Source organism: Roseovarius sp., assembly GCF_027019125.1.
GTDB lineage: Bacteria > Pseudomonadota > Alphaproteobacteria > Rhodobacterales > Rhodobacteraceae > Roseovarius.
In genome coordinates, this window is sequence record NZ_JALUXE010000034.1 from 281,843 (window position 1) to 308,376 (window position 26,534).

The following is a 26,534-nucleotide window of genomic DNA, read 5'->3' on the forward strand; positions in this document are numbered from 1 at the left end:
TGTCATGACACCTCATGTTCGTTTCAGACTTTGGATTTCAGCGCTGATCGTGACGACCCTGGTGGCATGCTCACCCGCACCGGAGATCATTGGCATCCGCAACGCGAACGTCCCGGTCGAGACCGTTGCCGATCTGACCAAGCACCGGATATTCATCATGTCGACCCGAGGATCGTCCGAAGTGGCGGGGGCGTTCTATTCGTCGCAGCGCACCCCTGATCTGGGCATGGCCTCGGTCGATGCCACTGTGCCGCCCACGCATGTCGTCGGCGTGCTGGAGCGGCCAAAGCGCTTGCCGCCTGACCCGCGCCGCGAATTCACCGTCGTCAATCCCGTCGTCTACAGCACCGATGAGGCCTTTATCGCGGGCATAAACCGCGAACTGGCCAAGCGCGCGCCGGGCAACCGCAAGCTTCTGGTGTTTGTCCACGGTTTCAACAATACCGCCAGCGATGCCGTGCTGCGCCTGTCGCAATTCGTGGAGGACACGGATTTCCAGGGTGTGCCGGTGCTGTTCACATGGGCCTCGGCCGCCAAGGGCACGCGCTATGTCTACGACCTGAACAGCGCCCTGATCGCCCGACACGAGGTCAGAAATGTGGCGGCGGTCCTGAACCGGACCCGCGCCGAGAGCGTCGATATCTTTGCGCATTCGATGGGCACATTCCTGACCATGGAAGGGCTCATCCACCAGCAGCAAACCGGACGGCTTGGCAAGGGTCTCCCGATTGACCACATCGTGCTCGCCTCGCCCGACATCGACATCGACCTTTTCCGCACCCAGATTTCCGCGCTGGATCCCGCGATCAAGAAGAGGGTCTATCTCTTGATCTCTCAGGATGATGCCGCGCTGCGCCTGTCGCGACGGATTGCAGGCGGCGTGCCTCGCGTCGGCGCGGCCGATGCGCTCCAGCTGGAAAAACTCGGGGTGACGGTCATCGACCTGTCCAAGGTGGAGGATTCCAACTCTGGCAGCCACTCCAAGTTCGCGGGGTCGCCGGAGGTGGTCCGAATCATCGGCAGCGGGCTCAACTCCAACCGGCGCTTTGGCCAATCCGGGAGCAGCACGACGTTCCAAGAACTCCTCGCCAATACGCCCATCATGATCTTGAGGAACTGACGGAAATCGCCGCGGCGGCATTGGCCCATGCGCCGTCGATGTCATTCCGCCAATAGAGGTGTCACATCAGCCCTCGACCGCCTCTCGCATCCAGCGCTGGAGGTGAAGAATGGAATGCTCTGAATTCACGCCACACCCGGGATCGACAACCAGGGGACCGGGCACGTAACCGCGCGATTTCAGCCCACGCTGAACCGACTCGACAAGGTGAATGTCCTCTTCGACCGTGGTGGCGCGGTCCTGTTGGGCCATGCGGCGCACGGTTTCATCGTCATACCCCCCGACCGAATACCAGCCACGCCAGACCACGACGTGATCGGCATCCACCGCGCGCCAGTGGTAGGTGTTCAGCAGGTTGCCCGGATAGACCTGGAAGGAGAACATCGGCCAGAGGAACCAACTGGAATACTTGTCATTATTGGCGAACCCGCTGTCGATGTCATAGGTCATCTGGCTGAGGTCATTGCACTCGGTGGTGTGGCGGAGGCAAAACCCCTGTGGCTGGATGTCATAGGTTTCGGGCCGGATCACGCCGGTGGCGAAGGTCGGATGGTTCAGGGTGCAGTGATAGCATTCGGAATAGTTTTCGACCGAGACCTTCCAGTTGCAGGTCTCGGGGATCTCGACCCAGTCCAGCGGTTTCAGATCGGCCCAGTTGGGCACGAAGTCTTGCAACTCGGCCCGCACATTCGGGAACCATATGTCCATCGGCTCGGCGTTGGGATCGAGATTGACGAAAACGAAGCCGAGGAACACCTCGGTCCGCACCTCGGTCAGACAGATCTGAGAGGCGTCGAAGCCCGGCACCGATTTCGCGTTGGGCGCCGCGCGCAGCTTGCCGGTCAGCTCATAGGTCCACGCGTGATAGGGGCAAACCACGACGCGGGTGCTGCCCGCGCCGCTGACAAGCTGATGGGCACGGTGCTGACATACGTTGTAAAAGGTGCGGATCTGACCATCCCGACCCTTGATGGCGAACAGGCTTTCGTCGACCAGATCGAACGCGACGTAGTCGCCGGGATTCTCCAACTGGCTTGCATGGCAGGCGAATTGCCATGTGCGCGTCAGAAGCCCGTTCTTTTCGACCTCAAAGATCTGTGGATCGGTGTAATATCGCGCGCCCAACGACCGGACCGGACCTGTTTCATCCTTCATTCCGGCTCCTCCATATAGATGCCAAGCTGATGTCGGCGGCGGTGAAATTGCTCGACCCGGTCCACGATCTCATCGCTCGCCACGGCGATCACGAAGCTGAGCAGCGTCTCCAGCAGCGCGATGGTGGACACGGACGACGGGAAGAACTGCGGCGTGTCGACGGCGACGACAAAGCCGTGATCGGCGGCGCGGATGATCGGGCTGGCGGGGCTGTCGCTGAGGCCGATGATGGTCAGGCCCTGTTCGCGCGCCACCTCGATGGCGGCGACGACCTCGGTGCGGTAGGGGCGCATCGACATGGCAATCAGCACATCGCGCTTGTCGGCCCAGGCCAGATCATCCGTTGGGGTGGAGCCTTCGCGCGGGATGGCGTGAAACTGCACCATGCCGGTGGACGCAAGGTAGGTAAAGTTGCGCGCATTGGCGTTGTTTACCCCAACCCCAAGCGTAAAGACCTGACGGCTGGACCAGATCGCCTCTGCCGCGGCCTTGAGAGCGTCGGAGTCGATGCTGGCGAAGGTTTCTTCAAGATTGCGGATCGCGCCTTCGACCATGTCGGCATAGAGCCCGCCCAGATCGCCCGACTTGCGGATGTCCTGCAACCAGCGGGCCCGGTCGGGAAAGCTGATGGCGCCTTGGCGGATCGCCTCGCGGAACGGCGCGCGGAAGTCTTCGTAACCTTCGAATCCCACCTGCCGCGCCATGCGGACAAAGGTGTTGGGTTTCACATTCGCCGCCTCGGCAATTTCGCGCACGGTAGACACCCCCACATCATTGGGGTTTTCCAGCACATAGCGCGCGGCCTTTTGTGCTTCGGGGGTCAGGGCGTCCCACTCTTCGGTGAGACGCTCCAATACGCGGGATGATACATTTGTGCCATTCATGATTGACAGTGATACAAATGTCCACATAGCCTGTCCACAAGTTTCGCATCCCCGGATCAAAGGAATCGACAATGTCGGACAAGCAGTTTCCCAGCCACGCCCGCGTGGTCATCGTTGGCGGCGGTGTGATGGGGGTCGGCCTTGCCTACCATCTCGGCCACGAAGGATGGGGAGCGGAGACGGTGCTTCTGGAAAAGGCCGAATTGACGAGTGGCAGCACATGGCACGCCGCCGGTCAGATCACCCATTCAACGTCAAGTTTCTCGTTGGGCAAATGCGTGGATTACAACATCGGCCTCTACTCGGGCGGGTTGGAGGCCGAGACCGGGCAGCCCGTGACCTGGCATGGCTGCGGGTCGTTTCGACTGGCTTATACGCAAGACGAGATGGACTGGCTGCGCCACACCCTGTCGGTCGGCCGATCGCTCGGGTTCAACATCGAACTGGTGGGGCCGGACCGGATTGCCGAACTGCACCCGTTCTACAATCTCGACGGCGTGTTGGGCGCGCTGCATACGCCGGACGATGGCCATGTGGATCCCACCAATGTGACGATGGCAATGGCCGCCGGTGCGCGGGCCAAGGGTGTGCAGATCATCCGTCGCTGCCGCGCAACCAACATCACGCAACAGCCCTCGGGCGCATGGCTGGTGGAGACAGACCAGGGGTCCATCCTGTGCGAACACGTGGTCAACGCAGGCGGCACCTATGCGCGGCAGATGGGCGAATGGTCCGGCCTGCAACTGCCGATGACCTCGATGACGCACCACTATTTCGTCACCGAACCCGTGCCGGAATTTGCCGAGCTCGACCGCGAACTGCCGGTGATCCGCGATGACCGCAAGGTGTCGGGCTATATCAGGATGGAGCAGAAGCGCGGGCTGATCGGGATCTACGAGAAGGAGAACCCGAACTCTGTCTGGCATGATGAATGTCCGTGGGATTACGAGAACTGGCTGTTCGATGCGGATTACGACCGGGTCATGCCGTGGCTCGAAGAGTCGCTGAACCGCATGCCGATCTTTGCCGATCTGGGCATCACGCGCGAAGTGCACGGCGCGATCAGTCATCCGCCGGATGGCAACCCGCTGATCGGCCCAGCGCCGGGCGTGCGCAATTACTGGTGTTGCTGTGGCACGCAGATCGGCATTGGCTGGGGGCCGGGCCTGACCCGTGAACTGGCGCGCTGGATGGTCCACGGCGCGGCTGGGATTTCCATGCGCGACTATGACCCGCGCCGGTTTGGCAGCTACGCGACCAAGGAATGGCAGGTCACCAAGGCGCATGAGGATTACAAGCTGCGGCACGAAATCCCCTTTCCCCATTTCAACCGCCTGGCCGGACGGCCCGTCAAACCTTCGCCCTTGTATGAGCGGCTGAAGGCCAAGGGCGCGGTGTATGAAGAGGTCTACGGGCATGAACGCCCCCGGTTCTTTGCCAAGGGCATCGAACAGCGCGACCATTACGGCTTTGGCCGGACCGCGGTGCATGACGTGGTGGGGGCCGAATGTCGCGCCGTGCGCGAGGCGGTGGGGATCATGGACATCTCCGCCTTCACCAAGGTGCTTGTCGAGGGGCCGGGAGCCGAGCCTCTGCTGGATCGGCTGACCGCCAACCGCTTGCCCGCCAAGGTAGGCGGCATCGGCCTGACCCATATGCTGAACCGCGCGGGCACGATCGAGCTGGAAACCACGGTCGTCAAGCTGGAAGAGGGGAAGTACTACCTCGTTTGCGCGGCGTTCTTTGAACAGCGCCTGCTGGATCATCTGGCTGCGCATCTGGCGGGCGAGGAGGTCACGATCACCTGCCTGTCCACCGACTGGGCAGCGCTGGCGCTGAACGGCCCCCGCGCGCGCGCGGTGCTGGGCGCCTGCACCGAGGCCGATCTGTCGAACCGCGGCTTCCGCTGGCTGTCAGCGCAGCATATCATCGTGGCGGGGGTCAAGCTGTGGGCCATGCGACTGTCCTACGCTGGCGAGTTGGGCTGGGAATTGCACATTCCGCGCGACGGGGCCTTGGCCGTTTATGACGCCCTGACCGAGGCGGGGCAGGCGCACGGGATCACCGATTATGGCAGCTTTGCCATGAACAGCCTGCGGATGGAAAAGGCCTACAAAGGCGCGTCCGAACTGACCAACGAAGTGACCCTTGCCGAGGCCGATGTGCTGCACCTTGCCCGCACCGACAAGGCGTATCTGGGCCGGGACAGGACCCTGAATCCCGACCTGCGCTGGGTCTGCGCCTATCTCGAAATCGACCCCGACGGGCAACATGACGGGCATGGCGGCGAACCCGTGCTGATCGACGGCACGGTCGTGGGCTCCACCGCCTCTGTCGTCTATGGGCACACCGTGGGCAAGATCCTTGCCTTCGCCTATATCCGCCCGCAGGCCAACATCCCCGGTCAAGAGGTCGATCTTGTCATTGCCGGTGCCCCCCGCAAAGGCCGCATACTGGGGGCGGCCGCATATGACCCCCAAAGCCAGCGCCCGCGCATGGATGCACGGCAGGAGGCGTTGGCATGACCGATCCCGCCGAAGCCTTTGCCCGCGCCTACCACGCCGCCACGCTCTTGATCGCGGCCAACCCGGAGCTCATGGGCTTTGCCGGGTGGCCGCTGGCCGCCCCCGCACCCAGACCTGCGCGCCCTGTCCCCGCAGCAACCCTGCTGCGCCAATGGGCCGAGGGCACGATCGACGCGACCGTGACCCTGCGAAACAGCATTCAGGACATCGCAGACTTTGCCGACTGGCGGCTCAGCTATACCGAGGACGAGGTCGGTGCCGATTTCCTCAACCGTTACGGCTGGTTCGAGTTGGTCGGCCCCGAGGGGCATTATCACTCGGATACGGTTCGGGCCTATATCGCGTGGTGGGGCGAGAACCTGTATTACCCCTGGCACCTGCACGAAGCAGAGGAACTCTATTACATTCTCGCAGGCCACGCCCTGTTCGAGGCCGAAGGCCAGCCCGCGCAGGTCCTGCGCGCAGGCGACACGCGCATCCACGCGTCGAACCAGCCGCACGCGATGACCACGACGGACAGCCCGGTTCTGGCGCTGATCCTCTGGCGGGGCGCGGGGCTGCATGGCGCACCGCGCATGGGTGTCGCATGACCGTTCTACCGATCCCGGCCCTGACGCCGGTTGCCGCGCATCGTATCGCGCGCCTGCGGCTTTGGCATGTGCCCCTGACCAGCCACACCGCCTATTACATGGCTGACGGCAAGACCTGCGACACCGTAGACACCGTGGTGATCGCGGTGGATACGGACACCGGCCTGACCGGCTGGGGCGAGGTCTGTCCGATCCCGCATTACCTGCCTGCCTATGCGCGCGGCGTGGCCCCGGCCTTGCAGGAACTCGCGCCGGTGATCCTTGGCGGTGATCCTGTCGGGGTCGAAGCGTTGATGGCCAGGGCCGATGCGTTCCTGCCCGGTCATGTCTATGCCAAATCCGCTTTGGACATCGCCTTGTGGGACATCACCGGGCAAGTGACGGGGTTGCCGATTCATGCGCTTCTGGGCGGTCAACGGCAAGAGACCCTGCCGCTCTATCACTCTATCACCTGCGTTGAGCCGGACGAGATGGCGCGGATCGCGCGAGAGGCGCAGGCGCAGGGGATCGCCCAGTTTCAGGCCAAGCTTGGGGCATCCGGTGATTGGCAGACCGATGTCGAGCGGCTGGCCAAGGTACGCGCGGCGGTGGGCCCCGGCCCGCTGGTCTATGGCGACTGGAACTGCGGCGCGACCACGCTGGATGCCATCCGCGTCGGGCGAGCCGCGGCGCATCTGGACGTGATGCTGGAACAGCCCTGTGCCACGCTCGAAGATTGCGCGCGGGTGCAATCGGCCACCGGTCTGCCGATGAAGCTGGACGAGTTGGCCCATGACACGGCCAGTCTTCTGGAGGCGCACCGCCTCGGCATCATGGACGCGGTCGCGCTAAAGCTGTCGAAGTTCGGCGGGCTGGCCGCGACACGTCGTGCCCGCGATCTCTGCCTGCATCTCGGGGCGAAGATGTGCATCGAATGCACCTGGGGCAGCGATATCGTGACCGCTGCCGCCTTGCATCTGGGGGCCGCGACACCGCCGGGCCGTGTTCTGAACGTCTGCGATTTGTCGGGCTACGTCAGCCCGCGTCTTGCCCCTGACGCACCGACCCGAGCCGGTGGCCGCATCGCGCCTCCGGATCGTCCGGGCCTCGGCATCATCGTCGATCAAGACCGCCTCGGCCCCCCCGATTTGATACTGGATTGAAGACATGAACCGCATTCACTCTCAAGCCGAATGGATCCATCGCGCCCGCGAGGTGCTGCCTGCGGCGGGTTTTGGAAATTTCGACGCCTCGGTCGTGATCGCGCGGGGCGAGGGCAGCCGCGTCTGGGACGAAGACGGCAGGGAATACGTGGACTATCTGATCGGGTCCGGCCCGATGTTGCTGGGCCATGGGCATCCGGAGGTCATGCAGGCGGTGCTTGAGCAATTGCCGAAAGGCATGACGTTCTTTGCCAACAACGCCAAGGGCATCGAACTGGCCGAGGCGATTGTCGAGGCCGTGCCCTGCTGCGAGCAGGTCCGCTTCGTCACCTCGGGCGGTGAGGCGGATATGTATGCCATCCGTCTTGCCCGCGCCTATACCGGCAAGCCCAAGATATTGAAATTCGAAGGCGGGTATCACGGCATGTCCGCCGAGGCGCAGATGAGCCTTGCCCCCGCGCGCGAGGTCAATTTTCCCACGCCCGTCCCCGACAGTGCAGGCATTCCGCAGGGCGTGGCCGCCGAGATGCTGATCGCCCCGTTCAATGATCTGGATGCTGTGGCCTCGCTCTTGACCGAACACGATGACATTGCTGCGATCATCGTCGAACCGCTGCAACGGATCATCCCGGCGAAACCCGGGTTCCTGCAAGGCCTGCGCGACCTGTGCGACCGGCACGCTGTCTTGTTGATCTTCGACGAGATCGTGACCGGCTTTCGCCTTGCCTATGGGGGTGCCCAGGAACGGTATGGCGTGGTTCCCGACATCTGCACACTTGGCAAGATCATCGGTGGCGGATTTCCTTTGGCCGCGCTTGGGGGCAGCGCCGAGATCATGGCACATTTCGACAAGGCCGCCGTGGGGGCCGACAAGTGGCTGATGCAGCTCGGCACGCTGTCGGGCAATCCGGTCGCCGCGTCTGCGGGTCTCAAGACAATGGAAATCCTGCGCCGTCCGGGTCAGTATGAGCGGCTACGCGAACTGGGGCAGACCCTGATGGACATGCAGGCCAAGGCGCTGGACGCGGTCGGGATTGCGCACAGGCTATGCGGCGACCCGACTTTGTTTGACGTTTACGTCACACAGGCTGATCCAAAGGATTACCGCACCGCCCGCCATGCGGACCCGCACCTTGGCACTGTCTGGAACGCAACTCTGCGCGACCACGGTGTCTTCAAGTCGGCGGGCAAACTCTACCCCTCTCTTGCCCTGACCGACGCGGATATGGACCTGACATCAAGGGCGATTGAACGGGCCGCTGCACGGCTGAGCGAACACTGACCGGATCTGCCGCATTCGTGTGGCGGGGCTCTTCTGAAGCGCGCGCTGCGCATTCGGAACATTGCCTTGTATCAGCCAAGCTCCAGAGATGCGACCGCTTGCAAGGTGGCGCCGCTTTTCAGGGCCGGACCGCGAAACATGCGGGCGGTGCTGAAATCGTTTGTGAACCCGTCCTGCCGCAAGAGCGCCGCGAAAGATGCGGCAGTGTCGGGCACATCTATGACGACCCGGTCCTGTTCAAGAACCCCCGCAGCAGCACGCGCCAATCTGTAGGCATCCTCGGCACTGGTGGCGACGATGGGCCCGATCTTGCATCCCGCGCGGCAGATGCGTGCCGTCGCAAAGCCAGAGATCGCACCACCTTGGCGCAGCACGATGGTTTTGCGCGTCGGTCGGGTCTCGAGCCATGACCTGAGAAACCGAGGCCGCAACAGGCCATTTGCCGCGACATCCAACTTTTCCAGCTCGGGATAATCGGCGCTTGTTGCCGTTGGATAGTCCGACAGTCCTGGCTTTACTTGCCCACTTAGCCGTAGCGTTCGACCAGAGAAAACAAACCCTGACCGCGCATAATTGGCTTCTTGCGCGGGCACCCCGTCTAATCCGATGCTGCGCTGACCCGCATGCTTCAGGGCGTGTTGCCACAGCGCAAAGCCAATCCCACGCCCGCGAAATTCCGGGAGGCACAGGTACAGACCCAAGAACGCAAAGCTGTCGTTGTGATTGACGACAGAGATGGCTGCCACGGTCTGTCCGTCCCTCTTCGCCAAGAAGAACCCGTTCTGGTCGGCGGCGTGGAACGCCTCGGCATCCTCGAGGCCCGGATTCCACCCTTCTTGCGCGGCCCAGTCGAGCACCTGCGCCAGGTCGGCCAATTGGGCGGTGTGGAATGTGATGGCACTCATCGCTTCAACGCGTCGCGCAGGGAGGTTGGCGGCTCTGCGACATTTCGCAGATCAAGCGAGGTCACAAGGTCAAGCAGGTGGCTTTTCATCAATTGCTCTGCCGCATCCCCATCCTTGCGCGCAAAAGCATCCAGCAACGCATGATGCGCCTGCGTTTCGCACAACGCCGCGCGCCGCCGCCAGTACAGAGCGATAATCAGCGAGGACCGCGAGATCAGCTGCGATATGAACGCCTCGATCGTGCTTTGATCGGCGATGCGCGCGATTTCGACATGGAACTGGCCCGACAGGAACAGTGCGCGCCCGTTTTCACCCGCGTCCAGCGCCGCATGTTCATCGCGGATATTCGCCTGTAATATCGCAAGGCCTTTGTCGGTCATGCGAAGGGCCGCGGAATGCGCGGTGCGCGGTTCCAAAAGCGCACGCGCCTCGAACACTTCGCGTGCCTCGCGGACCGAGGGCTGCGCGACGAAGGCACCCCGGTTGCGCCGCAACTCGACAAGATGCCGATGCGACAGCGCCAGAAGCGCGGCTCTGACAATGGTGCGGCTGATGCCATAGGCGTCGCTCAGGTCATCCTCGCCCAGCTTGGTGCCGGGCGGCAAACGGTGTTCATGGATCGCGCGCTCAAGGTCGACGACCACCATGTCACTGGTCCACCCCTTGCTTGCGATCGTTTCCATGACCTGCCGTCCCTCGTTCACTCTCAGCGTATCCTAGCCCGATTCGGTTGAACAGAAACAAGCACAGGCATCAGATCAACGATCACAACAATATTGTATACAGTTTTGTGCTGTTTTTTGTGCACAGTGCTTTTGCCCGCGCTGAAATTACTGGCGAAGCCTGTTTTCCTCAGGGCTGCATGACAAAAACCCTGCGATTTCCTCTGTGTTCTGACCAAGCTCCCTGCATCACGCAGCACGGGGGCTTTGATGCGGACCGGATACGATCTTGAACTGGTTCACCTGACGAAACGCTATGGCGACACCCTGGCGGTGCGCGACCTGAACCATGTTTTCGTCAAGGGCAGCTATGTGTGCCTTCTTGGCCCGTCCGGATGCGGCAAATCCTCTACTCTGCGCATGATCGCAGGGCACGAGGATGTAAGCGAAGGGTCCATCGTGTTGGACGGTCAGGAGGTGTCAAACCTGCCACCCGCACAGCGCGGCACCGCCATGATGTTTCAGAACTATGCGCTGTTTCCGCACCTGTCCGTGCGTGACAACGTGGCCTTCTCTCTTCGGATGAAAGGGGTTGATAAGGCGGCGCGTCATGCCCGCGCGGGCGAATTGCTGGAACTGGTGGACATGACGCATCTGGCTGACCGGCTTCCGGCGCAATTGTCTGGCGGTCAACAACAACGCGTGGCTCTGGCCCGTGCGCTGGTGACGCAGCCCAAAGTTCTGCTTCTGGACGAACCCCTTTCGGCGCTTGATCCGTTCTTGCGCATACGCATGCGGACCGAGTTGAAGAAACTGCAACGCGAGCTGGGGATCACGTTCATTCACGTCACCCACGGGCAGGACGAAGCGCTGGCGCTCGCCGACGAAATCGTCGTGATGAACAACGCCGTCATCGAACAGGCCGGTCCCGCGCGGGCCGTCTGGGCCAGTCCGCGAACCGAATTCGTCGCCCGCTTCATCGGCGGGCACAATGTGCTTGCGCTCTCTGGTGGCAAGGCAACGGTGCGGGCGGATGCCGTCACGCTCGCAGAGCAAGGCCTGCCGGCGACCGTCCTGGCGGTGGAATACCAAGGCGCCTCCGTCGCTGTCACCTCGAAGCTGGAAACCGGCGACGAGGTGCTCGCGCTGCTTCCGGAAGATCAGTTTTTCAAGGCACCCAAATCGCCCGGCGATGCCGTCAGGCTCGCATGGGACGACAGGCGGCTTCACCGCCTCGAGGCCTGACAGGGCCGCACCCTCAAGTCCCCCAGTTGTCAAACCAAAAGGATGAAACACATGTCGAAACTCGCAAAACCCAAAGTCGGCTATTCCCGGCGCTCTCTGTTGAAAGCCAGCGGCGCCGCATTGGCCGCCTCTGCCCTGCCTGCACCAATGCTCTGGGCGCAAGATACGAAGGATATCGTGTTGCGCCAGTTCGGCACGGGCGTTTCGAACCTGAATGATGTGGCCAACAAGGTGAAAGAAGACCTTGGATTCACGCTGGAAATGACCGCGCTCGATTCCGACAGCGTGACGCAACGTGCCGCGACCCAGCCCGACAGCTTCGATATTGCCGATATCGAATACTGGATCTGCAAGAAGGTCTGGCCGACCGGCAACCTGCAGGCCATGGATACCTCAAGGATCGCCAATTACGACAAGATCGTGGGTATCTTCCGCGATGGCAAGCTGACCCCGGAGTCGACCATAGCGCAGGGCACCGCGCCGCATACGGTGGGTTTTGTCGACGGTCCCGGCGGCACGTCCTTCGCCACAGGCGAGACCGGCTGGATGACGTTGATCCCCACCATCTACAACGCCGACACGCTGGGTATCCGCCCCGACCTGATCGATCGCCCCATCGAAAGCTGGACAGAGCTTCTGAACCCGGAATTCCGCGGCAAGGCGTCGATCCTCGACATCTCTTCCATCGGGATCATGGACATGGCCATGGTCTGCGAGGCTATGGGTGAGATCCAGTATGGCGACAAGGGCAACATGACCCGCGAAGAAATCGACAAGACCATGGCGATCTTCACGGAAGCCAAGCGCGCCGGACAGTTCCGGGCCTTCTGGAAAACCTTCGACGAGTCGGTGAACCTGATGGCCTCGGGTGAGGTCGTCATACAATCCATGTGGTCACCGGCCATCACGGCCGTCAAATCGCGCGGCATCCCCTGTGTCTACCAGCCGCTGAAAGAAGGTTATCGCAGCTGGGGCGGCGGCATCGGCCTGTCATCCTCCTTGTCGGGAATGGAGCTGGACGCGGCCTATGACTACATCAACTGGTATCTCTCCGGCTGGGTCGGCGGCTATCTGATGCGTCAGGGCTATTATTCCGCCGTGCCGGAAACCTCGAAGAACTTCATGTCCGAGAACGAGTGGGGCTACTGGTTCGAAGGCAAGGAAGCGACCGACGTGATCACCTCTCCGACTGGCGACACCCTGGCACAAGCAGGCGAGGTGCGCGACGGCGGTTCCTTCTTCGACCGTATGGGTTCGGTCGCCTGCTGGAACGCCGTGATGGACGAGAACCAATACATGGTCCGCAAATGGAACGAGTTCATCGCGGCCTGAGTCCGTTCGCTGCGGCGTGTCGCTGCGCTCTGGCCGGGGGGCAACCTGCCCCCCGGACATCATTCGATCCCCTGACCGCCAGATGGAAAGGCGCCTGCACATGGCTTCTCGACTGACAGGAAACAGGCATGTTCTGGGCTGGATTCAGGCGCTGCCACTGACCGTCGTGCTGGTGGGATTTCTGATCGCGCCGATCGCCATGATCGTGGCTGTCAGTTTCTGGGGAGCCACCGAATTCTCGATCTATCCGGCGTTCCAGTTCGACAATTACGAGTTTCTCTTCAGCTCTCCGGTCACCTACCGGGTCTTTGGCGCCACGTTGAAATATGCGCTCATCACATGGGCGCTGACGCTCGTTATCGGGTTCACGGTCGCGTATTTCCTGGCCTTTCATGTTCGCAGCCTGACCATGCAGATCGCGCTGTTCCTGATCTGCACGATCCCGTTCTGGACCTCGAACATCATCCGGATGATCTCGTGGATCCCGTTCCTGGGCCGCAACGGTATAGCCAACCAGACGCTCATTTCCTGGGGAGTGATCGACGAACCGCTGGAATGGCTGCTCTATTCCGATTTTTCGGTGATCCTTGCATTCGTGCACCTGTATACCCTGTTCATGGTGGTTCCGATTTTCAACACCATGATGCGGATCGACAAATCCCTGCTCGAGGCCGCGCGCGACAATGGCGCATCCGGATTTCAAACCCTCGTGCATGTCATCATTCCGCTGACCAAGCCGGGCATCATGATCGGCACGATTTTCGTTGTCACGCTTGTGATGGGCGACTTCATCACCGTGCGCTTCATGAGCGGGTCGCAGCGCGCCAATGTCGGGCGGCTGATCTCGAACGACATCGGGCTGCTGCAATACCCCTCCGCCGCCGCGACCGCCGTCGTGCTGCTCTGCACCGTGCTGATCGTGATCGCCACCTTGTTGCGCTTCGTCAACATTCGCAAAGAGCTTTGACATGGAACGTCGGCCCCGCAGCTTCTACATCCTCGCCGCGTTCTTCGCGCTCTTCGTGCTGTTCCTGTATGGCCCGATCCTGACCATCGGTATCCTCAGCTTCCAGGGGCCACAGGGCGGGCTGACCTTTCCGATGAACGGCGTATCCCTGCATTGGTTCCGGGACTTGTTCCAAGAACAGGCCGTGGGCGACATCTGGGGGGCGTTCCGGCGCAGCTTTGCGCTTGGCCTGATGGTGATGGTCACAACCGTCGTCGTGTCGGTGATGGCCGGGCTGGCCTTTCGCAAACGGTTCTTCGGCTCTGGCTTTGTGTTCTACGCCGCGATCACGTCGCTGGTCATACCCTCGATCCTGATCTCGCTCGGCGTTGGATTGATCTTCAACCAGTTCGGCTGGCGCATCCATTGGGCGACGTCAGGCTTCGGGTCGCAACTGACATGGACCTTGCCCTTTGGTTTGCTGATCATGTTCGCCGTCTTTAACCGCTTCGACAAAAGCTACGAAGAGGCCGCCCGCGACCAAGGTGCGACAGCATGGCAGACCCTGCGTTTCGTCGTGTTGCCGATCATCGCGCCATCGTTGATCGGGGTTGCATTGTTCGGCTTCACCCTCAGCTACGACGAATTCGCGCGCACGCTGCTGACCGCAGGCAGCTACAACACCCTGCCGCTAGAGATTTTCGGGATGACCACGAATGTCACCACGCCAGTCATCTATGCGCTGGGAACGCTGACGACACTGTTTTCCTTCAGCATAATCGGGGTGTTTCTTCTGGCTGTCTGGGTCATGGGCAAACGCCGCGCAAACAAAGGATCGGACCCAGGAAAAGCCGTATGAAAATCGCCTATATCAACCCGAATTCGACCGAAGCCATGACGGATGGAATCGCCGCCGCGGCACAGGCTGCCGTGCCCTCGGCCGAGATCTTCGGACTGACCAACAGCGCGGGACCGGCCGCCATACAGGGCCAGGACGATGGAGAGGCCGCGATACCGGGGTTGCTGGATCTGCTGCCGATTGCCCGCCAGCGCGGCGCAGAGGCCATCGTGATCGCGTGCTTCGACGATACCGGTCTGGCGCAGGCGCGGGCGGTTGTCGATTGCCCCGTCATCGGCATCGGGCAGGCAAGCTACGTTATGGCTCATCTGCTGGGATTGCGCTTTTCAGTCATCACATCAATGGCGATCTCTGTTCCGGTGATCGAGGAGAATATCCGCCAGTCCGGATTTGCGCCGCTCTGCGCGTCGGTACGGGCCAGCGCGCTTCCGGTTCTGGTCATCGACGAAGGCGGCCCAGCCGTAATCGGCCGGATCAGCGCCGAAATCGAACGCGCGATTGACGAGGACGGGGCAGGCTGCGCGATCCTTGGATGTGCCGGCATGGCCCATCTCAGAGCGTCCCTGGCGGCGCGCGTCGCTATCCCGTTGATCGACGGCGTCGCGGCCTCTGCCCGGCTGTGCATGGCCTTGGGCGCGCAATGACCGGCAATGCTACACCGGCCGGTGGCCTTGCCTGTCAGCACCTTGGTCAGACACGGAGCGCCAGAGGCAGAATGAGAAGCAGCGCGAAGATCCGCGCGAAGTGATGCACCGCCACATAGGCGGGATCGTATCCAAGCGACAGCCCGATCGCGGCCATGGCCTCGACCCCGCCGGGGGCATAGGCGATCCAGACCTGAGCCAGCGAGAGACCCGTCACCATCTGGGCGACCAGCGCAAAGGCGAAGGAAATCACAAGCGAGGCGGCCACGATCGAGAGACCCGCGATGGCATAGCGCCTTGCCTGATCTCCGGTCACTCGGCTCATTCGTGTGCTGAGGGCGGCACCCTGTCGCACCACCTAACCCGCCGCCCAAGCCTCGGCGTGTTCGGATGAGGAACAACCGATGGCACCGCGCAAAACACTTATCAGCAGGTGACTTCGCGTATCATCGGATGATTTTGGACAGGGAAGTGGTGCCGCTGAAGGGACTCGAACCCCCGACCCCATCATTACGAATGACGTGCTCTACCAGCTGAGCTACAGCGGCCCTGGTGGCGGGGCTATAGCACCGCGTATGACAGGGGAAAAGCCCTATTTTTCGCCCTTGTCCGCGTCGTCCTCGGTCACGATCTCGGCGTCGGGAACCGTGTCATCGGACTGTGTCGCGGGTGCGTCAAGCTCGCCGACGATGAGCGGCAGCATTTCCAGCCCGGTCGGCGTGGCGATCGGGCTGTTGGGCGGCGCGCGCCAGCTGAGCGTGTCGAAGGAGTCGCAATTCTCGCAGGCGGGCGCCCATTCGGCATGGATATGCTGGCATTTGTCACAGACCCATTGCGGCCCGCGCGGCGCCGACAGGGCCCGTGCGAGCCAGCCCTTGACCACCGCATCGGGCGCACCTTCGCCCCGCTCGATGGCCGCCATGATGGTCAGCGCGCGCGCGTCCGGCTCGACCTCGGCCAGCGTGCCCAGCGCGCGGCGCGCGGCGGGAAAATCCTCTGCCGCCAGATTCAATTCCGCCTCGAGCAACCGGGTTTCGCGGTGATCGGGATGCACCTTGAGAAGCTTGGCAAAGCGTTTCAGCCGCTGGCGCGGTGACTCGTTCGGCTCGATCGCCGCAAAGGCCGCCGCCAGATCGGGATGCGGATGCACGAGCCACGCCTTGTTGATCACCCGCAGCGCGTTGCGCGTGTTGCCCTGGTCGAGATAGCCGCGCGCCGCCAGCACCGCCGCCGGAATGAGATCGGGCGAGAGGCGATTGGCCTCGATGGCGGCCTCGCGCGCCTCGATGGTCTTGCCCTCGTCAAGCACGTCGCGTGCCTCGGACAGGGCCAGCACCGCATCCCGCCGCTTGTGCACATCGCGCGGCAGGCTGCCGTATTTCAGCTTGGCATTCAGGGTCGCACGCGCGCCCTTCCAATCCGCGGCTTTGGCCTGCAACTCGAGCAAGGTGTCCTGCACCTCGCCATGGCGCGGCTTGAGCGCGAAGGCCGTCTTGGCCAGCTTCAGCGCGGTCTCGGTATCGCCCTGCGCCAGCTTTTGCCGCAAGATGCCGCGCACACCGACAAAGCGGGTTTTCTCATTGGTCAGAAGCTGCTTGTAAACCTCTTCGGCCTTGCGTCCGTTGCCCGCCATCTCGGCGGCCTGTGCGGTGATGAGGTTGGTCAGCGCCGGCTTGCGCAGATATTTCTCGGCCTTGGCGGCCTGCGCCATGGCCACGTCCCCCTCGCCCGAGGCGAGCGCCAGCATCCCTTCGGAAAGCGCGCGATAGCCCTTCTCTTGACGGCTCCGGTCGAAATAGCGCGAGAGCGCGGTTTCATCGCCGTTGATGAACCGCAGCGAGGCGACGACAAGGCCTGTCAACTTCATCAAAAGCCAGATGGCAAAGACCAGCACGCCCAGCGCGATCACCGCCTTGATCGGTGTGAGGTTGATCTCGACCCCTGCCATGACGATCCGCACGCCGCCATCGAGCTCGAGCAAAAAGCTCGCCCCCAGCGTCACGCCCGCCACGAGGGCAATGAAAACCGCTATCTTGATAATCGACCAAAGCATGGCGTTCGCCTTTTCTCGTTCAATTCACTTTTTCAGCCAGGGCCGCTGCGGCGGCCAGCGCCTCTTGGCGGCGCTTGGCCTGGGCGACCCAAGCCTCAAGGGGGGCGCGCGCAGCCTCGGGCAGCGTCTCGATCTCGCTCAGCGCCTCGCTCAGGCGACCCTCGGCCAGGGCTGCCTCGGCGCGCGACAGCACCGCGTCCGGGTCATCCCCTTCCTGCGGACTGAGAGAGCGGATGCCGAGCTGGCTCTTGAGAAAGCCGCCGACACCGGCCACCGCATCGCCGCTCTCGGCGCGGGCGGCGGCGAGCGCTGCGCGCGCCGCCTCGGGGAATGTCTCGATCAACGCGACCTCGGTCGGCACGCCGGTTTCGGCCTGCTCGGCCAGCACGTCGGGCACCTCGGCGCCGGTGTCGCGCAACTCGCTCAGCGCCGGCGCAAACTCGCTTCCCGTGTCGAGCGCGGTGCGCACCTGTGTCAGCGCGGCGCGGCGCAGCGTGGCCACGGCACTGTCACGAGCGGCGGCCGCCTGCGCATCCGCCGCCGCGCGCAGCTCTTCGACCTGGGCCGCCTGCGCCGCAAGCGACGCGCGCAACTGCTCGATCTCGGCCACGGGCACGCCACCGCCCTCCGCCGCCGGGCGCGATTCAAGCGCGGCGATCCGCCCTTCCAGATCGGCGATCTGCCCGGTGAGGGCGGTCAATGTCTGGCTCAACCCGTCGATCTCGCCACTCAGATCGGGCGCGGCCGGCAGAGCCTCCAGATCGGTGCGCAGCGCGGTCAGACGCGCCTCCTGGTCCGCGAGTGCGGCCTCGACACCGCTCTCTTCCGGGGCAAACCACGACGGGGGCAGCACATAGGGGGCCGCCGCAACACCCAGCCCAGCCGTCACCACACCGCCCAGCAGCATCGACCAGAATCCGCCCTGGCGCACGATCACCTGCTCGGTCTTGACCATGGCGACCGGCTCTGCCTCTGGCGCATCGGTGCCGACATAGATCGCGCCGGGAACCTCCGGCGCGCGATCTTCGGCGGGCTCATCCTCGGGGTTGCTGTCGTCTGCCCCAGTGACAGCTTCTTCGGTGGCGTCCTGCACCTCGTTGCTTTCAGGGCGGTCTGCGTCCGACACGTCGGGCTCTACGACAGTTGCTTGCTCCGCCTCCGGCGCCTTGTCATCCGGCAGAGCTTCTGCCTCAACCGGTTCTTTCGGAGCTTGCTTCTTGTCAGCCACCTTGCGCCATCCTTTCGAATCTCACCACACGTCCCTGTCAACCTGACCTTACTGCGGTCGTTTTCCGCCCTCAAGCCGCTTGGCCATCTGCGCCTGCCGTTGAACCACCGCGAGGATCGCGGGCAAATCCGGCGTTTCGGCAATATCCACGCGCTGCGCCATACCCTCGGGCACGATATCCGCCACCTTGCGGCTTATGGCCGCGATGAAAAGCGGGGCGGCGATCGGCCCCGCCTGACCCAGCACGATCCGGGCGGTCCGGGGCGACATCAGCGGCAAGACAACCGGCTCCGCACCCTGCAAGAGCGCCTGCGCCTCGGCGCTTAGCGCAACTTCGACCTGATCGTAAACCACGGCATCGCGCGCCAGATGCCCCGCCGCCCTGAGCGCCCCGGCAATATCCGCCGCGACATGAGCCCCCCGCAGATGCACGAACGGCCCGTGCGCCTTGTCTGCCGCGATCCGCGCCAAGAGCGCCTCGGCATCGCCCCCGGCGGAAATCGCACGCATCCCCTGCGCCTCTGCCGCCTCTGCCGTGGCATCGCCCACCGCGTAACAGGCGAAATCGCGCTGCGCACTGAGGCGGCAAAATCCTTCGACCCCATGGCGCGAAGTAAAGATCAGAACCTCGCCCCCCGACATCTCGGGCAACACCCCCTCATAGACGATCTGCATCACCGGCGAGATCACGACAGCCACCCCATCGCAAAGCGCTTGTGCCTCATCGGCCATGCGGCGCGCCTCGGGGCCGGGCCGGGTGATCAGGATCGTAACGCTCATGGCCCATCCAGAGTTGTTGCCTGCCTCATTCGGTGTTACCTGCCTTGCACCCTTCACGCAACGCATGGCCGCGATGACAGAGCCTTTGATCCTCCTGGGACTTGAGAGCAGCTGCGACGATACCGCCGCTGCGGTGCTGCGCATTGACGCGGATGGCGCCCCGGAAATCCTCTCCTCCGTCGTTCATGGCCAGACCGCGCTCCATGCCGAGTTCGGCGGGGTTGTGCCGGAAATCGCGGCGCGCGCCCATGCGGAAAAACTGGATGTCTGCGTGCGCGAGGCGCTGAACGCGGCGCACCTTGGGCTGCGCGATCTGGGGGCGGTGGCCGTTACCTCTGGCCCCGGTCTCATTGGCGGGGTGATCGCCGGTGTCATGTGCGCCAAGGGGATTGCGGCGGGCGCGGGTCTGCCGCTCATTGGCGTCAACCACCTTGCCGGTCATGCGCTGACCCCGCGCCTGACGCATCGCGTGGCCTATCCCTATCTGATGCTGCTGGTCTCTGGCGGGCATTGCCAGTTCCTGATCGTGCGCGGTGCGGATGATTTCACCCGCCTTGGCGGCACCATCGACGACGCCCCCGGCGAGGCGTTCGACAAGACCGCGCGCCTCTTGGGGCTGCCGCAACCGGGCGGTCCCAATGTGGAACGCGCGGCGATGCAGGGCGATCCCAACCGCTTTCGCTTTCCCCGGCCTTTGCTCGACCGTCCCGGCTGCGATATGTCCTTTTCCGGGCTGAAAACTGCCCTTCTGCGCGCCCGCGATGAAATCGTGACCGCGAAATCCGGGCTGACACGGCAGGACCGCGCCGATCTCTGCGCCGGGTTTCAGGCCGCCGTGCGCGACGTTCTGGCCGAGAAAACCCGCCGCGCGCTGGCGCTCTATCTGCAAGAGGCACCGGCAACGCCGGTGATCGCCGTGGCCGGGGGGGTCGCTGCAAATACCGCCATTCGCGCTGAGTTAGAGACTGTTGCCGCCGAAATGGGCGCAGCCTTTGTCGCGCCTCCGCTGGCGCTTTGCACGGACAATGCCGCGATGATCGCCTATGCCGGGGCAGAGCTTCTGGCGCTTGGCCACCAGGATGACATGACCCTTGCCGCCCGCCCGCGCTGGCCCTTGGACCACACCAGCCCTGCCATGCTGGGCAGCGGCAAGAAAGGGGCCAAGGCATGATCCTTGTCTGTGGCGCAGGCGCATTCGGCACCGCCCTTGCGGTGACTCTGGCGCAGAATGGCCCGGTCATGCTCTGGGCACGTGACGCCGCGCACGCCGCTGAAATGCAAGCCACCCGCGAGAATGCCCGCCGCCTGCCCGGCATCGTCCTGCCCGACGCCGTGACCATCCTCAGCGGGCCGCTGCCCGAGGGCGACACCCCGTGCCTTCTTGCCGCGCCGATGCAGACCTTGGGCGGTTTTCTCTCAAATCATGCCGACGCCCTCGGCCATCGCCCGCTCGTCGCCTGCTGCAAGGGCATGGACCTGACCACCGGCCTTGGTCCCACCGGCCTTATTGCGCGCGTCTGTCCGTCGGCGACCCCTGCCATCCTCACCGGTCCCAGCTTTGCCCGCGACATCGCACTTGGCCTGCCCACGGCGCTGACGCTCGCCTGTGCCGATGAGGCCACCGGCCAGATGCTGCAACGCGCCCTGACCACGCCCACCCTGCGCCTCTACCGCGCCACCGACACTCTCGGCGCAGAGCTGGGTGGCGCGCTCAAGAACGTGATCGCCATCGCCTGTGGGGCCGTCATCGGCGCCGGTCTGGGCGAGAGCGCGCGCGCCGCTCTGATGACCCGTGGCTTTGCCGAGATGAACCGCCTTGCCGCCGCCTTGGGCGCGCAGCCCCAGACGCTCGCGGGCCTCTCGGGCTTTGGCGATCTGGCGCTGACCTGCACCTCTGACCAGTCGCGCAATTACCGCTATGGCCTCAGCATCGGCCAAGGCGCGGATTTCGATCCCACCATCACGGTCGAGGGTGCCGCCACCGCGCGCGCCGTGCTGGCCCGGGCGCGCGCGCTCGGCCTGGATATGCCCATCACCCATGCCGTCACCGCGCTTGTCACAGGCGAATTGCGCGTGGCGCAGGCGATGGATATGCTGCTCTCACGTCCACTAAAGGAAGAATGATGCTCATTGCCCTGATTGCCCGCGACAAAGCCGGCGCCCTGCAAACCCGTCTCGACACGCGCGACGCGCATGTTGCCTATCTCAAGGAAACCGGCGTTGTCTCTCAGGCCGGTCCCCTGCTCGATGACGCAGGCCAGATGATCGGCTCGCTCGTCATCCTCGACGTGGCCGATATGCAGGCCGCACAGGATTGGGCCGCAAACGATCCCTATGCCAAGGCCGGGCTTTTCGCCAATGTCGAGCTCATTCCGTGGAAAAAGGTCATCTGATGCGCTACTGGCTGTTCAAATCCGAACCCTCGACCTGGGGCTGGCAGGACCAGTTGGCCAAGGGTGACGCAGGCGAGGAATGGGACGGCGTGCGCAACTATCAGGCGCGTAATTTCATGCGCGAGATGGCCTTGGGCGATCGCGGCTTTTTCTACCACTCCCAGAGCGAAAAGGCCGTGGTCGGCACGGTCGAGGTGATCGCCACCGCCCACCCCGACAGCAAATCCGACGATCCGCGTTGGGAATGTGTGGACATCAAGGCGATTGAAACCGCCAAGACGCCCGTGACACTGGACACCATCAAATCCGATCCGCGTCTGGCCGATATGGTGCTGGTGAAAAATTCCCGCCTCTCGGTGCAGCCGGTCACGGCAGAGGAATGGCGCGTGATCTGCGATATGGCGGGGCTTTCGGGCTAAGCCTCTTTGCCCCAGCCTTCGGACTGCATTTCGCGCATCCTGCTGGCGGTGCGCTCGAACTCGAACGATCCCTCGCCTTCGATATAGAGATATTCCGGCACCGCCGCCGCCGAACAGATCAGCCGCACCCGCGCCTCGTAAAGCGCGTCGATCAGCGTGACAAAGCGCTTGGCCTCGTTAAAGTTGCTGCGCCCCATCTGCGGGATGTTTTCGAGGATCAGCACGCGCGCCGCCTCGGCCAGGGCCAGATAATCCGCCGGCCCCAAGGGATTGCCGCACAGGTCATAGAAGGTCGCCCGCGCCACGCCATTGTGAAACGCCGGAATCTCCACCGCCCGCTTGTTGACGATGATCGTGTGCGACCCGCCGCGCCCTTGGGTCAAATCCTGCCATATCGTCTCTATTTCGGCCCGACTCTCGGCATTCACAGGTGTGAAATAGCTTGGGCTGCCGGTCAGACGATCCTGGCGGTAATCGGTCGGGCTGACCATTTCGTGAATGATCATCCGCTCTTTCAAGAGATCGATGAACGGCAGGAAAAGCTGCCGGTTGAGCCCGTTCTTGTAGAGATCATCCGGCACCCGGTTCGAGGTCGTGACCACCACGACCCCCGCCGCAAAGAGCGCCTCGAAGAGCCGCCCCACGATCATCGCATCGGTGATGTCGCTTATCTGCATCTCGTCAAAGGCCAGAAGCCGCACCGATTTCGCCACCTCTGCCGCCACCGGGGCCAGCGCATCCGTCTCGTTGCGGGCACGCGCGGCATGCAATCCGGCATGGATTTCCTGCATGAAGGCATGAAAGTGCACCCGCCGGTTTGGCACCGCCAGCGTGCTCACAAAGAGATCCATCAGCATGGATTTGCCGCGCCCGACCCCGCCCCAGATATAGAGACCCTTGGGCGGCTCTGGCGCACGGCGAAACCAGCCTTTGCGCGGGGCCTCGTCCAGAGCCAGCCGAATCCGCTCGAACTCCGGCAAGAGCGACTCTTGCGCCGGATCGGGCGTCAGTTTGCCATCGGCCACAAGGCGGGCATAAATATCGGGCAGGGTTTCCATCGGCCTAGCGACTGCCGCGCGCCAGCTTTTGCATGACGCCGACCAATTCGGCGCTGATCCCCGGCTCTGACAGGGCATGGCCCGCCACGGGGATCATCCGCAGATCGGCCCCCGGCCAACGTTCCGCCAGCCGATGCGCCGTCACCGGCGGGCATATCATGTCATACCGCCCCTGCACGATGGTGCCCGGAATATGGGCGATCCGGGGCATGTCAGCCAGAATCTGACCATCGTGATCCAGAAATCCGCGATGGGTGAAATAGTGATTCTCAAGCCGGGCAAAGGCGCGGGCGTAATCGGCGGGGCTATCGCCACCCACGCCTGTTGAATGCACCGTCGCCAGCGCGTTCTCCCAGGCGGACCATGCCTTGGCATGGGTGACTTCCTCGCTCAGGTTGCCGGAAAAGAGGCGCCGGTGATAGGCGGCAATCAGGTCATCCCGCTCGTCTTCGGGGATCAACGCGACGAACCGTGCCCAGGTTTCCGGCCAAAAGGCCCCGGCACCGCCCCCATAGAACCAGTGCAATTCCGCCTCTGTCATGGTGAAAACCCCGCGCAGCACCAGATGCTGCACCGGCGCGGGATGCGTCTGCGCATAAATCAGCGCCAGCGTCGCCCCCCAACTGCCACCGAACACGATCCAACGCTCGATGCCCAGGGTTCGGCGAATCAGCTCGATATCGGCCACCAGATGCCACGTCGTGTTCGCCTCGACGCTGGCATGCGGGCGCGAGCGACCACAGCCACGCTGATCAAACAGGATGATCCGATAGACCTCCGGATCGAAATAACGCCGCATGGCCGGGCTGCATCCGCCCCCCGGGCCGCCATGCAGCACGATCACCGGCAGGCCATCGGGGCGGCCCGATTGCTCCATATAGACGCTATGCCCGTCGCCCACATCCAGCATTTGCCGGTCAAAGGGCTCGACCGGGGGGTGGAGATATTGCACTGCGCTCTTTTGGCCTGAGAATTTGTCCATGAATGTCCTATATAAGCCGCGAGACCAAAAGAGCATATGGAGAGCAGAATGCAAGCCGCTCAGAGCACGATTGATCCCACCGAGGTTGCCAAGTTCGAGGCGATGGCAGCGGAATGGTGGGATCCCAACGGGAAATTCAAGCCCCTGCACATGCTCAACCCCTGTCGGCTGGATTATATCACCGCGCAAATCGCCGCCGAGTTCGACCGTGATCTGCGGGGCACGACCCCCTTTGCCGGGCTACGCCTGCTCGATATCGGCTGCGGTGGCGGCCTTTTGAGCGAACCGATGGCGCGTCTGGGTGCCACCGTGGTGGGCGCCGATGCCGCACCGCGCAACATCCCCGTCGCACAGGTCCATGCCGCGCAATCCGGGCTCGACATCGACTATCGCCACACCACGGCCGAGGATCTGGCCGCAGCGGGCGAACAGTTCGACGTAGTGCTCAACATGGAAGTGGTCGAGCATGTGGCCGATCCGCTGACCTATCTCACGGCCTGCCAACAGCTATTGAAACCGGGCGGGCTGCATGTCTGCTCGACCATCAACCGCAACCCCAAGAGCTATGCCATGGCCATCGTCGGCGCGGAATATGTCATGCGCTGGCTGCCCAAGGGCACGCATGACTGGTCCAAGTTCATCACGCCGGACGAGCTATACGATCTCTTGCGCAACGCCGGGCTCGATCCCGTGGATCGCAAGGGATTCGTGTTCAACCCGATCACCTGGGGCTGGCGCCTGTCGGACCGGGACCTGAGCGTGAATTACGTGACAGCGAGTGTGAAGAGATTATCTTCATGCTAAACCTAAATATTGTTGAATAGACGGGCCAATACTATCCACAAGCTCTTTTTGAAATAGAACTTCTCTGTCAATATGGGCTTGGTCCAATTTTCCAATTATTGGCTGGGATCGTGCTTTATCCCAATCCACGACAGTGCCTTTTTTATCTTTGAGTTTACTTTTTGCAAAAATGTCTGCGTACCGGTTTGGTGTGATGCCGACGAATTGCCTGAACTGAACCTTGTCTTGTGACGGCTTTGATGTGTCGATCTCCACAGAGTCTGGATGTAGTTGATCGGTAAAACTCTTATCGTAAGGCTCTAGGTAGAAAACCGTTTTAATTCCTGAGGCAACTATATGCTTAGAGCAATTATGACATGGAAAAGTAGTGCAATGTAAACTCGCGCCCTTGAGGCTCAAGCCAAGTCTTGCAGCTGATGTAATGGCCGCCATCTCAGCGTGTACTGCCCTACCATACTCCAACGTGTCCATTATTTGTGTTTTCTTCAAGGGCGCATTTTCACCGTCAAGCATTTGTTCTTCGAGTCGGTCCAAATCTATTTTCGATGCAACTAACAATTTTGCATCCAGAAGCGTCCGTACTATATCAATCACCATATGGCGCTTTCGTACGGTATTAATATCTTTTCCAAGATAGATGTCTCTTCCATCCTCTCCGTCTTCAGCCCAGTAAGTTCCGCCAAACGCTTTTGGGGCTTCGTTGAAGCCAGTGGAAATTATGTCCCCATCTCTCGATGTTACCGCACCAACTTGTCGAGCGGTGTCACACGATGTCAAAGCTGATTGAAAAGCTATGTTTTGTAAAAATTCGCTCTTTGTTGGAGAAACTCTAAAATTTCCAAAAAGTGCTTCGAAAAATCGCCTTAGTCCGTTCTTTATCTCATCATTTTTATCAGCACTAACGATAACATCCGCTTGTGGAAAAACGTCTGCAACACGCTGGCCATATGGCTTGTTCGATTCGTTCTCATCTCGCGCGATTAGACTTTTCGCCTCGGTTTCCCATTCTTTAAACTTTGGTAACTCGGCATGGCCTTCTGCTATCTTTCTTGAAAGTGTGTCCACGCGCCGATCAATTGTCATATGACAAGATATTAGTACAAACTGTTTGCCATAAACTTTTCTGAAAGCTTCCGCCTCTTCTGGTCGTTTGATTTGATCAATAATATAAGCTCTCCGAGGGGCCGGTTCAGTTTCAGACCCAGTGACAGTAGAGCGTTCGTTGATTATACGCTGTATGGCATATGAAACGAAAAAATCGTTTCTATTTGCTTTCTCTCTAATGTGGTTACATGCGTCGATATATGATCGATATCGCTCTTCAATTTTTTGATCATTTACAGGGATCTCAAATTTCTTAGTCTTGAGGTAATCAGTAATCTTAATTGTGACGCTCTCGTAATGGAGTGCGCGTAGCTGCTCAGAAACAAGCTTTGAGACATTCTTCGTATCTACGCCAAGCCGACCGACTAAGCCGATTACAAGCTCAGGGTCTGTTACCATTAAATTTTTCATGTGTTCACTTT

At 62.1% G+C, this 26,534-nt stretch carries 26 protein-coding genes and 1 tRNA gene; 15 read left to right on the forward strand and 12 right to left on the reverse strand.

Translation table 11 applies throughout. The features are described 5' to 3' along the window. Window positions 1-4 precede the first annotated feature (4 nt). The gene (locus MVC20_RS17645; protein ID WP_297543767.1) at window positions 5-1,120 is read left to right on the forward strand and encodes an alpha/beta hydrolase; all 1,116 of its coding nucleotides are present in this window, start codon (window positions 5-7) and stop codon (window positions 1,118-1,120) included. A gap of 66 nt (window positions 1,121-1,186) precedes the next feature. Here MVC20_RS17645 and MVC20_RS17650 read toward each other — a convergent pair whose 3' ends face one another. Together MVC20_RS17650 and MVC20_RS17655 are read right to left on the reverse strand one after the other, a co-directional pair. Then, window positions 1,187-2,275, reverse strand: coding sequence for an aromatic ring-hydroxylating dioxygenase subunit alpha (locus MVC20_RS17650; RefSeq protein WP_297543769.1), 1,089 nt, complete (start codon window positions 2,273-2,275; stop codon window positions 1,187-1,189). Beyond that, a complete protein-coding gene (locus MVC20_RS17655; protein ID WP_297543772.1) occupies window positions 2,272-3,159 on the reverse strand; it encodes a MurR/RpiR family transcriptional regulator in 888 nt (295 codons plus the stop codon). Before MVC20_RS17655 ends, MVC20_RS17650 begins: the two co-directional genes overlap by 4 nt. Window positions 3,160-3,230: 71 nt before the next feature. Between MVC20_RS17655 and MVC20_RS17660 the strand changes: the two genes are divergently transcribed. The 4 genes from MVC20_RS17660 to MVC20_RS17675 are packed head-to-tail and all read left to right on the forward strand — an operon-like array spanning window position 3,231 to window position 8,698. After that, complete coding sequence (locus tag MVC20_RS17660) at window positions 3,231-5,684, forward strand: FAD-dependent oxidoreductase (protein ID WP_297543775.1); 2,454 nt, start codon at window positions 3,231-3,233, stop codon at window positions 5,682-5,684. Continuing rightward, window positions 5,681-6,274 carry a dimethylsulfonioproprionate lyase family protein gene (locus MVC20_RS17665; protein WP_297543777.1) on the forward strand — a complete coding sequence of 198 codons (594 nt, stop codon included), beginning with the start codon at window positions 5,681-5,683 and terminating at the stop codon, window positions 6,272-6,274. The genes MVC20_RS17660 and MVC20_RS17665 overlap by 4 nt, the downstream gene beginning before the upstream one ends. Continuing rightward, window positions 6,271-7,416: an enolase C-terminal domain-like protein gene (locus MVC20_RS17670; RefSeq protein ID WP_297543778.1), complete on the forward strand. Its 1,146-nt coding sequence runs from the start codon at window positions 6,271-6,273 to the stop codon at window positions 7,414-7,416. The genes MVC20_RS17665 and MVC20_RS17670 overlap by 4 nt, the downstream gene beginning before the upstream one ends. Window positions 7,417-7,420: 4 nt before the next feature. Beyond that, a complete protein-coding gene (locus MVC20_RS17675) occupies window positions 7,421-8,698 on the forward strand; it encodes an aminotransferase class III-fold pyridoxal phosphate-dependent enzyme (protein ID WP_297543780.1) in 1,278 nt (425 codons plus the stop codon). A 71-nt stretch (window positions 8,699-8,769) separates the two neighbouring features. Here the strand turns inward: MVC20_RS17675 and MVC20_RS17680 are convergent, their stop codons facing one another. Together MVC20_RS17680 and MVC20_RS17685 are read right to left on the reverse strand one after the other, a co-directional pair. Further along, on the reverse strand, window positions 8,770-9,603 hold the full coding sequence (locus MVC20_RS17680) for a GNAT family N-acetyltransferase (RefSeq protein ID WP_297543782.1): 834 nt from the start codon (window positions 9,601-9,603) through the stop codon (window positions 8,770-8,772). Beyond that, window positions 9,600-10,286 carry a GntR family transcriptional regulator gene (locus MVC20_RS17685; RefSeq protein WP_297543784.1) on the reverse strand — a complete coding sequence of 229 codons (687 nt, stop codon included), beginning with the start codon at window positions 10,284-10,286 and terminating at the stop codon, window positions 9,600-9,602. Before MVC20_RS17685 ends, MVC20_RS17680 begins: the two co-directional genes overlap by 4 nt. A gap of 249 nt (window positions 10,287-10,535) precedes the next feature. On the opposite strand from MVC20_RS17685, the gene MVC20_RS17690 reads away from it, so the two are divergent. From MVC20_RS17690 to MVC20_RS17710, 5 genes are all read left to right on the forward strand, one after another. Continuing rightward, window positions 10,536-11,510 (forward strand): ABC transporter ATP-binding protein, encoded by a 975-nt coding sequence (locus tag MVC20_RS17690; protein ID WP_297543786.1) that lies wholly within the window; start codon window positions 10,536-10,538, stop codon window positions 11,508-11,510. Window positions 11,511-11,561: 51 nt separating this feature from the next. Next, the gene (locus MVC20_RS17695; protein ID WP_297543788.1) at window positions 11,562-12,842 is read left to right on the forward strand and encodes an extracellular solute-binding protein; all 1,281 of its coding nucleotides are present in this window, start codon (window positions 11,562-11,564) and stop codon (window positions 12,840-12,842) included. A gap of 100 nt (window positions 12,843-12,942) precedes the next feature. Then, a complete protein-coding gene (locus tag MVC20_RS17700) occupies window positions 12,943-13,809 on the forward strand; it encodes an ABC transporter permease (RefSeq protein ID WP_297543790.1) in 867 nt (288 codons plus the stop codon). Between the two features lies 1 nt (window position 13,810). Continuing rightward, window positions 13,811-14,647, forward strand: coding sequence for an ABC transporter permease (locus tag MVC20_RS17705; protein ID WP_297543791.1), 837 nt, complete (start codon window positions 13,811-13,813; stop codon window positions 14,645-14,647). Continuing rightward, window positions 14,644-15,291 (forward strand): aspartate/glutamate racemase family protein, encoded by a 648-nt coding sequence (locus tag MVC20_RS17710; protein ID WP_297543793.1) that lies wholly within the window; start codon window positions 14,644-14,646, stop codon window positions 15,289-15,291. The genes MVC20_RS17705 and MVC20_RS17710 overlap by 4 nt, the downstream gene beginning before the upstream one ends. Before the next feature lie 46 nt (window positions 15,292-15,337). On the opposite strand, the gene MVC20_RS17715 is transcribed toward MVC20_RS17710, so the two are convergent. From MVC20_RS17715 to MVC20_RS17735, 5 genes are all read right to left on the reverse strand, one after another. Further along, entirely contained in the window at window positions 15,338-15,649 is a 312-nt protein-coding gene (locus MVC20_RS17715) for an AbrB family transcriptional regulator (protein ID WP_363320825.1), read from the reverse strand. Window positions 15,650-15,763: 114 nt separating this feature from the next. Then, window positions 15,764-15,839: transfer RNA gene (locus MVC20_RS17720), tRNA-Thr, on the reverse strand. A 44-nt stretch (window positions 15,840-15,883) separates the two neighbouring features. Next, on the reverse strand, window positions 15,884-17,344 hold the full coding sequence (locus MVC20_RS17725; RefSeq protein ID WP_297543798.1) for a heme biosynthesis HemY N-terminal domain-containing protein: 1,461 nt from the start codon (window positions 17,342-17,344) through the stop codon (window positions 15,884-15,886). Window positions 17,345-17,363: 19 nt separating this feature from the next. Next, entirely contained in the window at window positions 17,364-18,572 is a 1,209-nt protein-coding gene (locus tag MVC20_RS17730) for a mitofilin family membrane protein (RefSeq protein ID WP_297543800.1), read from the reverse strand. A gap of 48 nt (window positions 18,573-18,620) precedes the next feature. Continuing rightward, a complete protein-coding gene (locus MVC20_RS17735; RefSeq protein ID WP_297543802.1) occupies window positions 18,621-19,352 on the reverse strand; it encodes a uroporphyrinogen-III synthase in 732 nt (243 codons plus the stop codon). A gap of 73 nt (window positions 19,353-19,425) precedes the next feature. Here MVC20_RS17735 and tsaD point away from each other — a divergent pair, with 73 nt between their 5' ends. The 4 genes from tsaD to MVC20_RS17755 are packed head-to-tail and all read left to right on the forward strand — an operon-like array spanning window position 19,426 to window position 22,164. After that, the gene (gene tsaD / locus MVC20_RS17740) at window positions 19,426-20,523 is read left to right on the forward strand and encodes a tRNA (adenosine(37)-N6)-threonylcarbamoyltransferase complex transferase subunit TsaD (protein ID WP_297543804.1); all 1,098 of its coding nucleotides are present in this window, start codon (window positions 19,426-19,428) and stop codon (window positions 20,521-20,523) included. Continuing rightward, window positions 20,520-21,476, forward strand: coding sequence for an NAD(P)H-dependent glycerol-3-phosphate dehydrogenase (locus MVC20_RS17745; RefSeq protein WP_297543806.1), 957 nt, complete (start codon window positions 20,520-20,522; stop codon window positions 21,474-21,476). Before tsaD ends, MVC20_RS17745 begins: the two co-directional genes overlap by 4 nt. Beyond that, window positions 21,476-21,745 carry a YciI family protein gene (locus MVC20_RS17750; RefSeq protein WP_297543808.1) on the forward strand — a complete coding sequence of 90 codons (270 nt, stop codon included), beginning with the start codon at window positions 21,476-21,478 and terminating at the stop codon, window positions 21,743-21,745. The genes MVC20_RS17745 and MVC20_RS17750 overlap by 1 nt, the downstream gene beginning before the upstream one ends. Next, the gene (locus MVC20_RS17755) at window positions 21,745-22,164 is read left to right on the forward strand and encodes an EVE domain-containing protein (RefSeq protein ID WP_297543810.1); all 420 of its coding nucleotides are present in this window, start codon (window positions 21,745-21,747) and stop codon (window positions 22,162-22,164) included. Before MVC20_RS17750 ends, MVC20_RS17755 begins: the two co-directional genes overlap by 1 nt. Here MVC20_RS17755 and zapE read toward each other — a convergent pair. Both zapE and pip read right to left on the reverse strand, forming a co-directional pair. After that, complete coding sequence (gene zapE, locus MVC20_RS17760) at window positions 22,161-23,222, reverse strand: cell division protein ZapE (protein WP_297543812.1); 1,062 nt, start codon at window positions 23,220-23,222, stop codon at window positions 22,161-22,163. The genes MVC20_RS17755 and zapE overlap by 4 nt on opposite strands. 4 nt (window positions 23,223-23,226) lie before the next feature. Continuing rightward, a complete protein-coding gene (gene pip / locus MVC20_RS17765) occupies window positions 23,227-24,204 on the reverse strand; it encodes a prolyl aminopeptidase (protein ID WP_297543815.1) in 978 nt (325 codons plus the stop codon). A gap of 48 nt (window positions 24,205-24,252) precedes the next feature. Between pip and ubiG the strand changes: the two genes are divergently transcribed. Then, window positions 24,253-25,008 (forward strand): bifunctional 2-polyprenyl-6-hydroxyphenol methylase/3-demethylubiquinol 3-O-methyltransferase UbiG, encoded by a 756-nt coding sequence (gene ubiG / locus MVC20_RS17770; protein WP_297543817.1) that lies wholly within the window; start codon window positions 24,253-24,255, stop codon window positions 25,006-25,008. Here the strand turns inward: ubiG and MVC20_RS17775 are convergent. Beyond that, window positions 25,000-26,523, reverse strand: coding sequence for an anti-phage dCTP deaminase (locus MVC20_RS17775; protein WP_297543820.1), 1,524 nt, complete (start codon window positions 26,521-26,523; stop codon window positions 25,000-25,002). The genes ubiG and MVC20_RS17775 overlap by 9 nt on opposite strands. Window positions 26,524-26,534: the final 11 nt, after the last annotated feature.

What these genes read in the sequence shown, in the direction of transcription:
- MVC20_RS17645 (WP_297543767.1), top strand. Translation starts at nt 5, where the DNA reads ATGACACCTCATGTTCGTTTCAGACTTTGGATTTCAGCGCTGATCGTG.
- MVC20_RS17650 (WP_297543769.1), bottom strand. Translation starts at nt 2,275, where the DNA reads ATGAAGGATGAAACAGGTCCGGTCCGGTCGTTGGGCGCGCGATATTAC.
- MVC20_RS17655 (WP_297543772.1), bottom strand. Translation starts at nt 3,159, where the DNA reads ATGAATGGCACAAATGTATCATCCCGCGTATTGGAGCGTCTCACCGAA.
- MVC20_RS17660 (WP_297543775.1), top strand. Translation starts at nt 3,231, where the DNA reads ATGTCGGACAAGCAGTTTCCCAGCCACGCCCGCGTGGTCATCGTTGGC.
- MVC20_RS17665 (WP_297543777.1), top strand. Translation starts at nt 5,681, where the DNA reads ATGACCGATCCCGCCGAAGCCTTTGCCCGCGCCTACCACGCCGCCACG.
- MVC20_RS17670 (WP_297543778.1), top strand. Translation starts at nt 6,271, where the DNA reads ATGACCGTTCTACCGATCCCGGCCCTGACGCCGGTTGCCGCGCATCGT.
- MVC20_RS17675 (WP_297543780.1), top strand. Translation starts at nt 7,421, where the DNA reads ATGAACCGCATTCACTCTCAAGCCGAATGGATCCATCGCGCCCGCGAG.
- MVC20_RS17680 (WP_297543782.1), bottom strand. Translation starts at nt 9,603, where the DNA reads ATGAGTGCCATCACATTCCACACCGCCCAATTGGCCGACCTGGCGCAG.
- MVC20_RS17685 (WP_297543784.1), bottom strand. Translation starts at nt 10,286, where the DNA reads ATGGAAACGATCGCAAGCAAGGGGTGGACCAGTGACATGGTGGTCGTC.
- MVC20_RS17690 (WP_297543786.1), top strand. Translation starts at nt 10,536, where the DNA reads ATGCGGACCGGATACGATCTTGAACTGGTTCACCTGACGAAACGCTAT.
- MVC20_RS17695 (WP_297543788.1), top strand. Translation starts at nt 11,562, where the DNA reads ATGTCGAAACTCGCAAAACCCAAAGTCGGCTATTCCCGGCGCTCTCTG.
- MVC20_RS17700 (WP_297543790.1), top strand. Translation starts at nt 12,943, where the DNA reads ATGGCTTCTCGACTGACAGGAAACAGGCATGTTCTGGGCTGGATTCAG.
- MVC20_RS17705 (WP_297543791.1), top strand. Translation starts at nt 13,811, where the DNA reads ATGGAACGTCGGCCCCGCAGCTTCTACATCCTCGCCGCGTTCTTCGCG.
- MVC20_RS17710 (WP_297543793.1), top strand. Translation starts at nt 14,644, where the DNA reads ATGAAAATCGCCTATATCAACCCGAATTCGACCGAAGCCATGACGGAT.
- MVC20_RS17725 (WP_297543798.1), bottom strand. Translation starts at nt 17,344, where the DNA reads ATGCTTTGGTCGATTATCAAGATAGCGGTTTTCATTGCCCTCGTGGCG.
- MVC20_RS17735 (WP_297543802.1), bottom strand. Translation starts at nt 19,352, where the DNA reads ATGAGCGTTACGATCCTGATCACCCGGCCCGGCCCCGAGGCGCGCCGC.
- tsaD (WP_297543804.1), top strand. Translation starts at nt 19,426, where the DNA reads ATGACAGAGCCTTTGATCCTCCTGGGACTTGAGAGCAGCTGCGACGAT.
- MVC20_RS17745 (WP_297543806.1), top strand. Translation starts at nt 20,520, where the DNA reads ATGATCCTTGTCTGTGGCGCAGGCGCATTCGGCACCGCCCTTGCGGTG.
- MVC20_RS17750 (WP_297543808.1), top strand. Translation starts at nt 21,476, where the DNA reads ATGCTCATTGCCCTGATTGCCCGCGACAAAGCCGGCGCCCTGCAAACC.
- MVC20_RS17755 (WP_297543810.1), top strand. Translation starts at nt 21,745, where the DNA reads ATGCGCTACTGGCTGTTCAAATCCGAACCCTCGACCTGGGGCTGGCAG.
- zapE (WP_297543812.1), bottom strand. Translation starts at nt 23,222, where the DNA reads ATGGAAACCCTGCCCGATATTTATGCCCGCCTTGTGGCCGATGGCAAA.
- pip (WP_297543815.1), bottom strand. Translation starts at nt 24,204, where the DNA reads ATGGACAAATTCTCAGGCCAAAAGAGCGCAGTGCAATATCTCCACCCC.
- ubiG (WP_297543817.1), top strand. Translation starts at nt 24,253, where the DNA reads ATGCAAGCCGCTCAGAGCACGATTGATCCCACCGAGGTTGCCAAGTTC.
- MVC20_RS17775 (WP_297543820.1), bottom strand. Translation starts at nt 26,523, where the DNA reads ATGAAAAATTTAATGGTAACAGACCCTGAGCTTGTAATCGGCTTAGTC.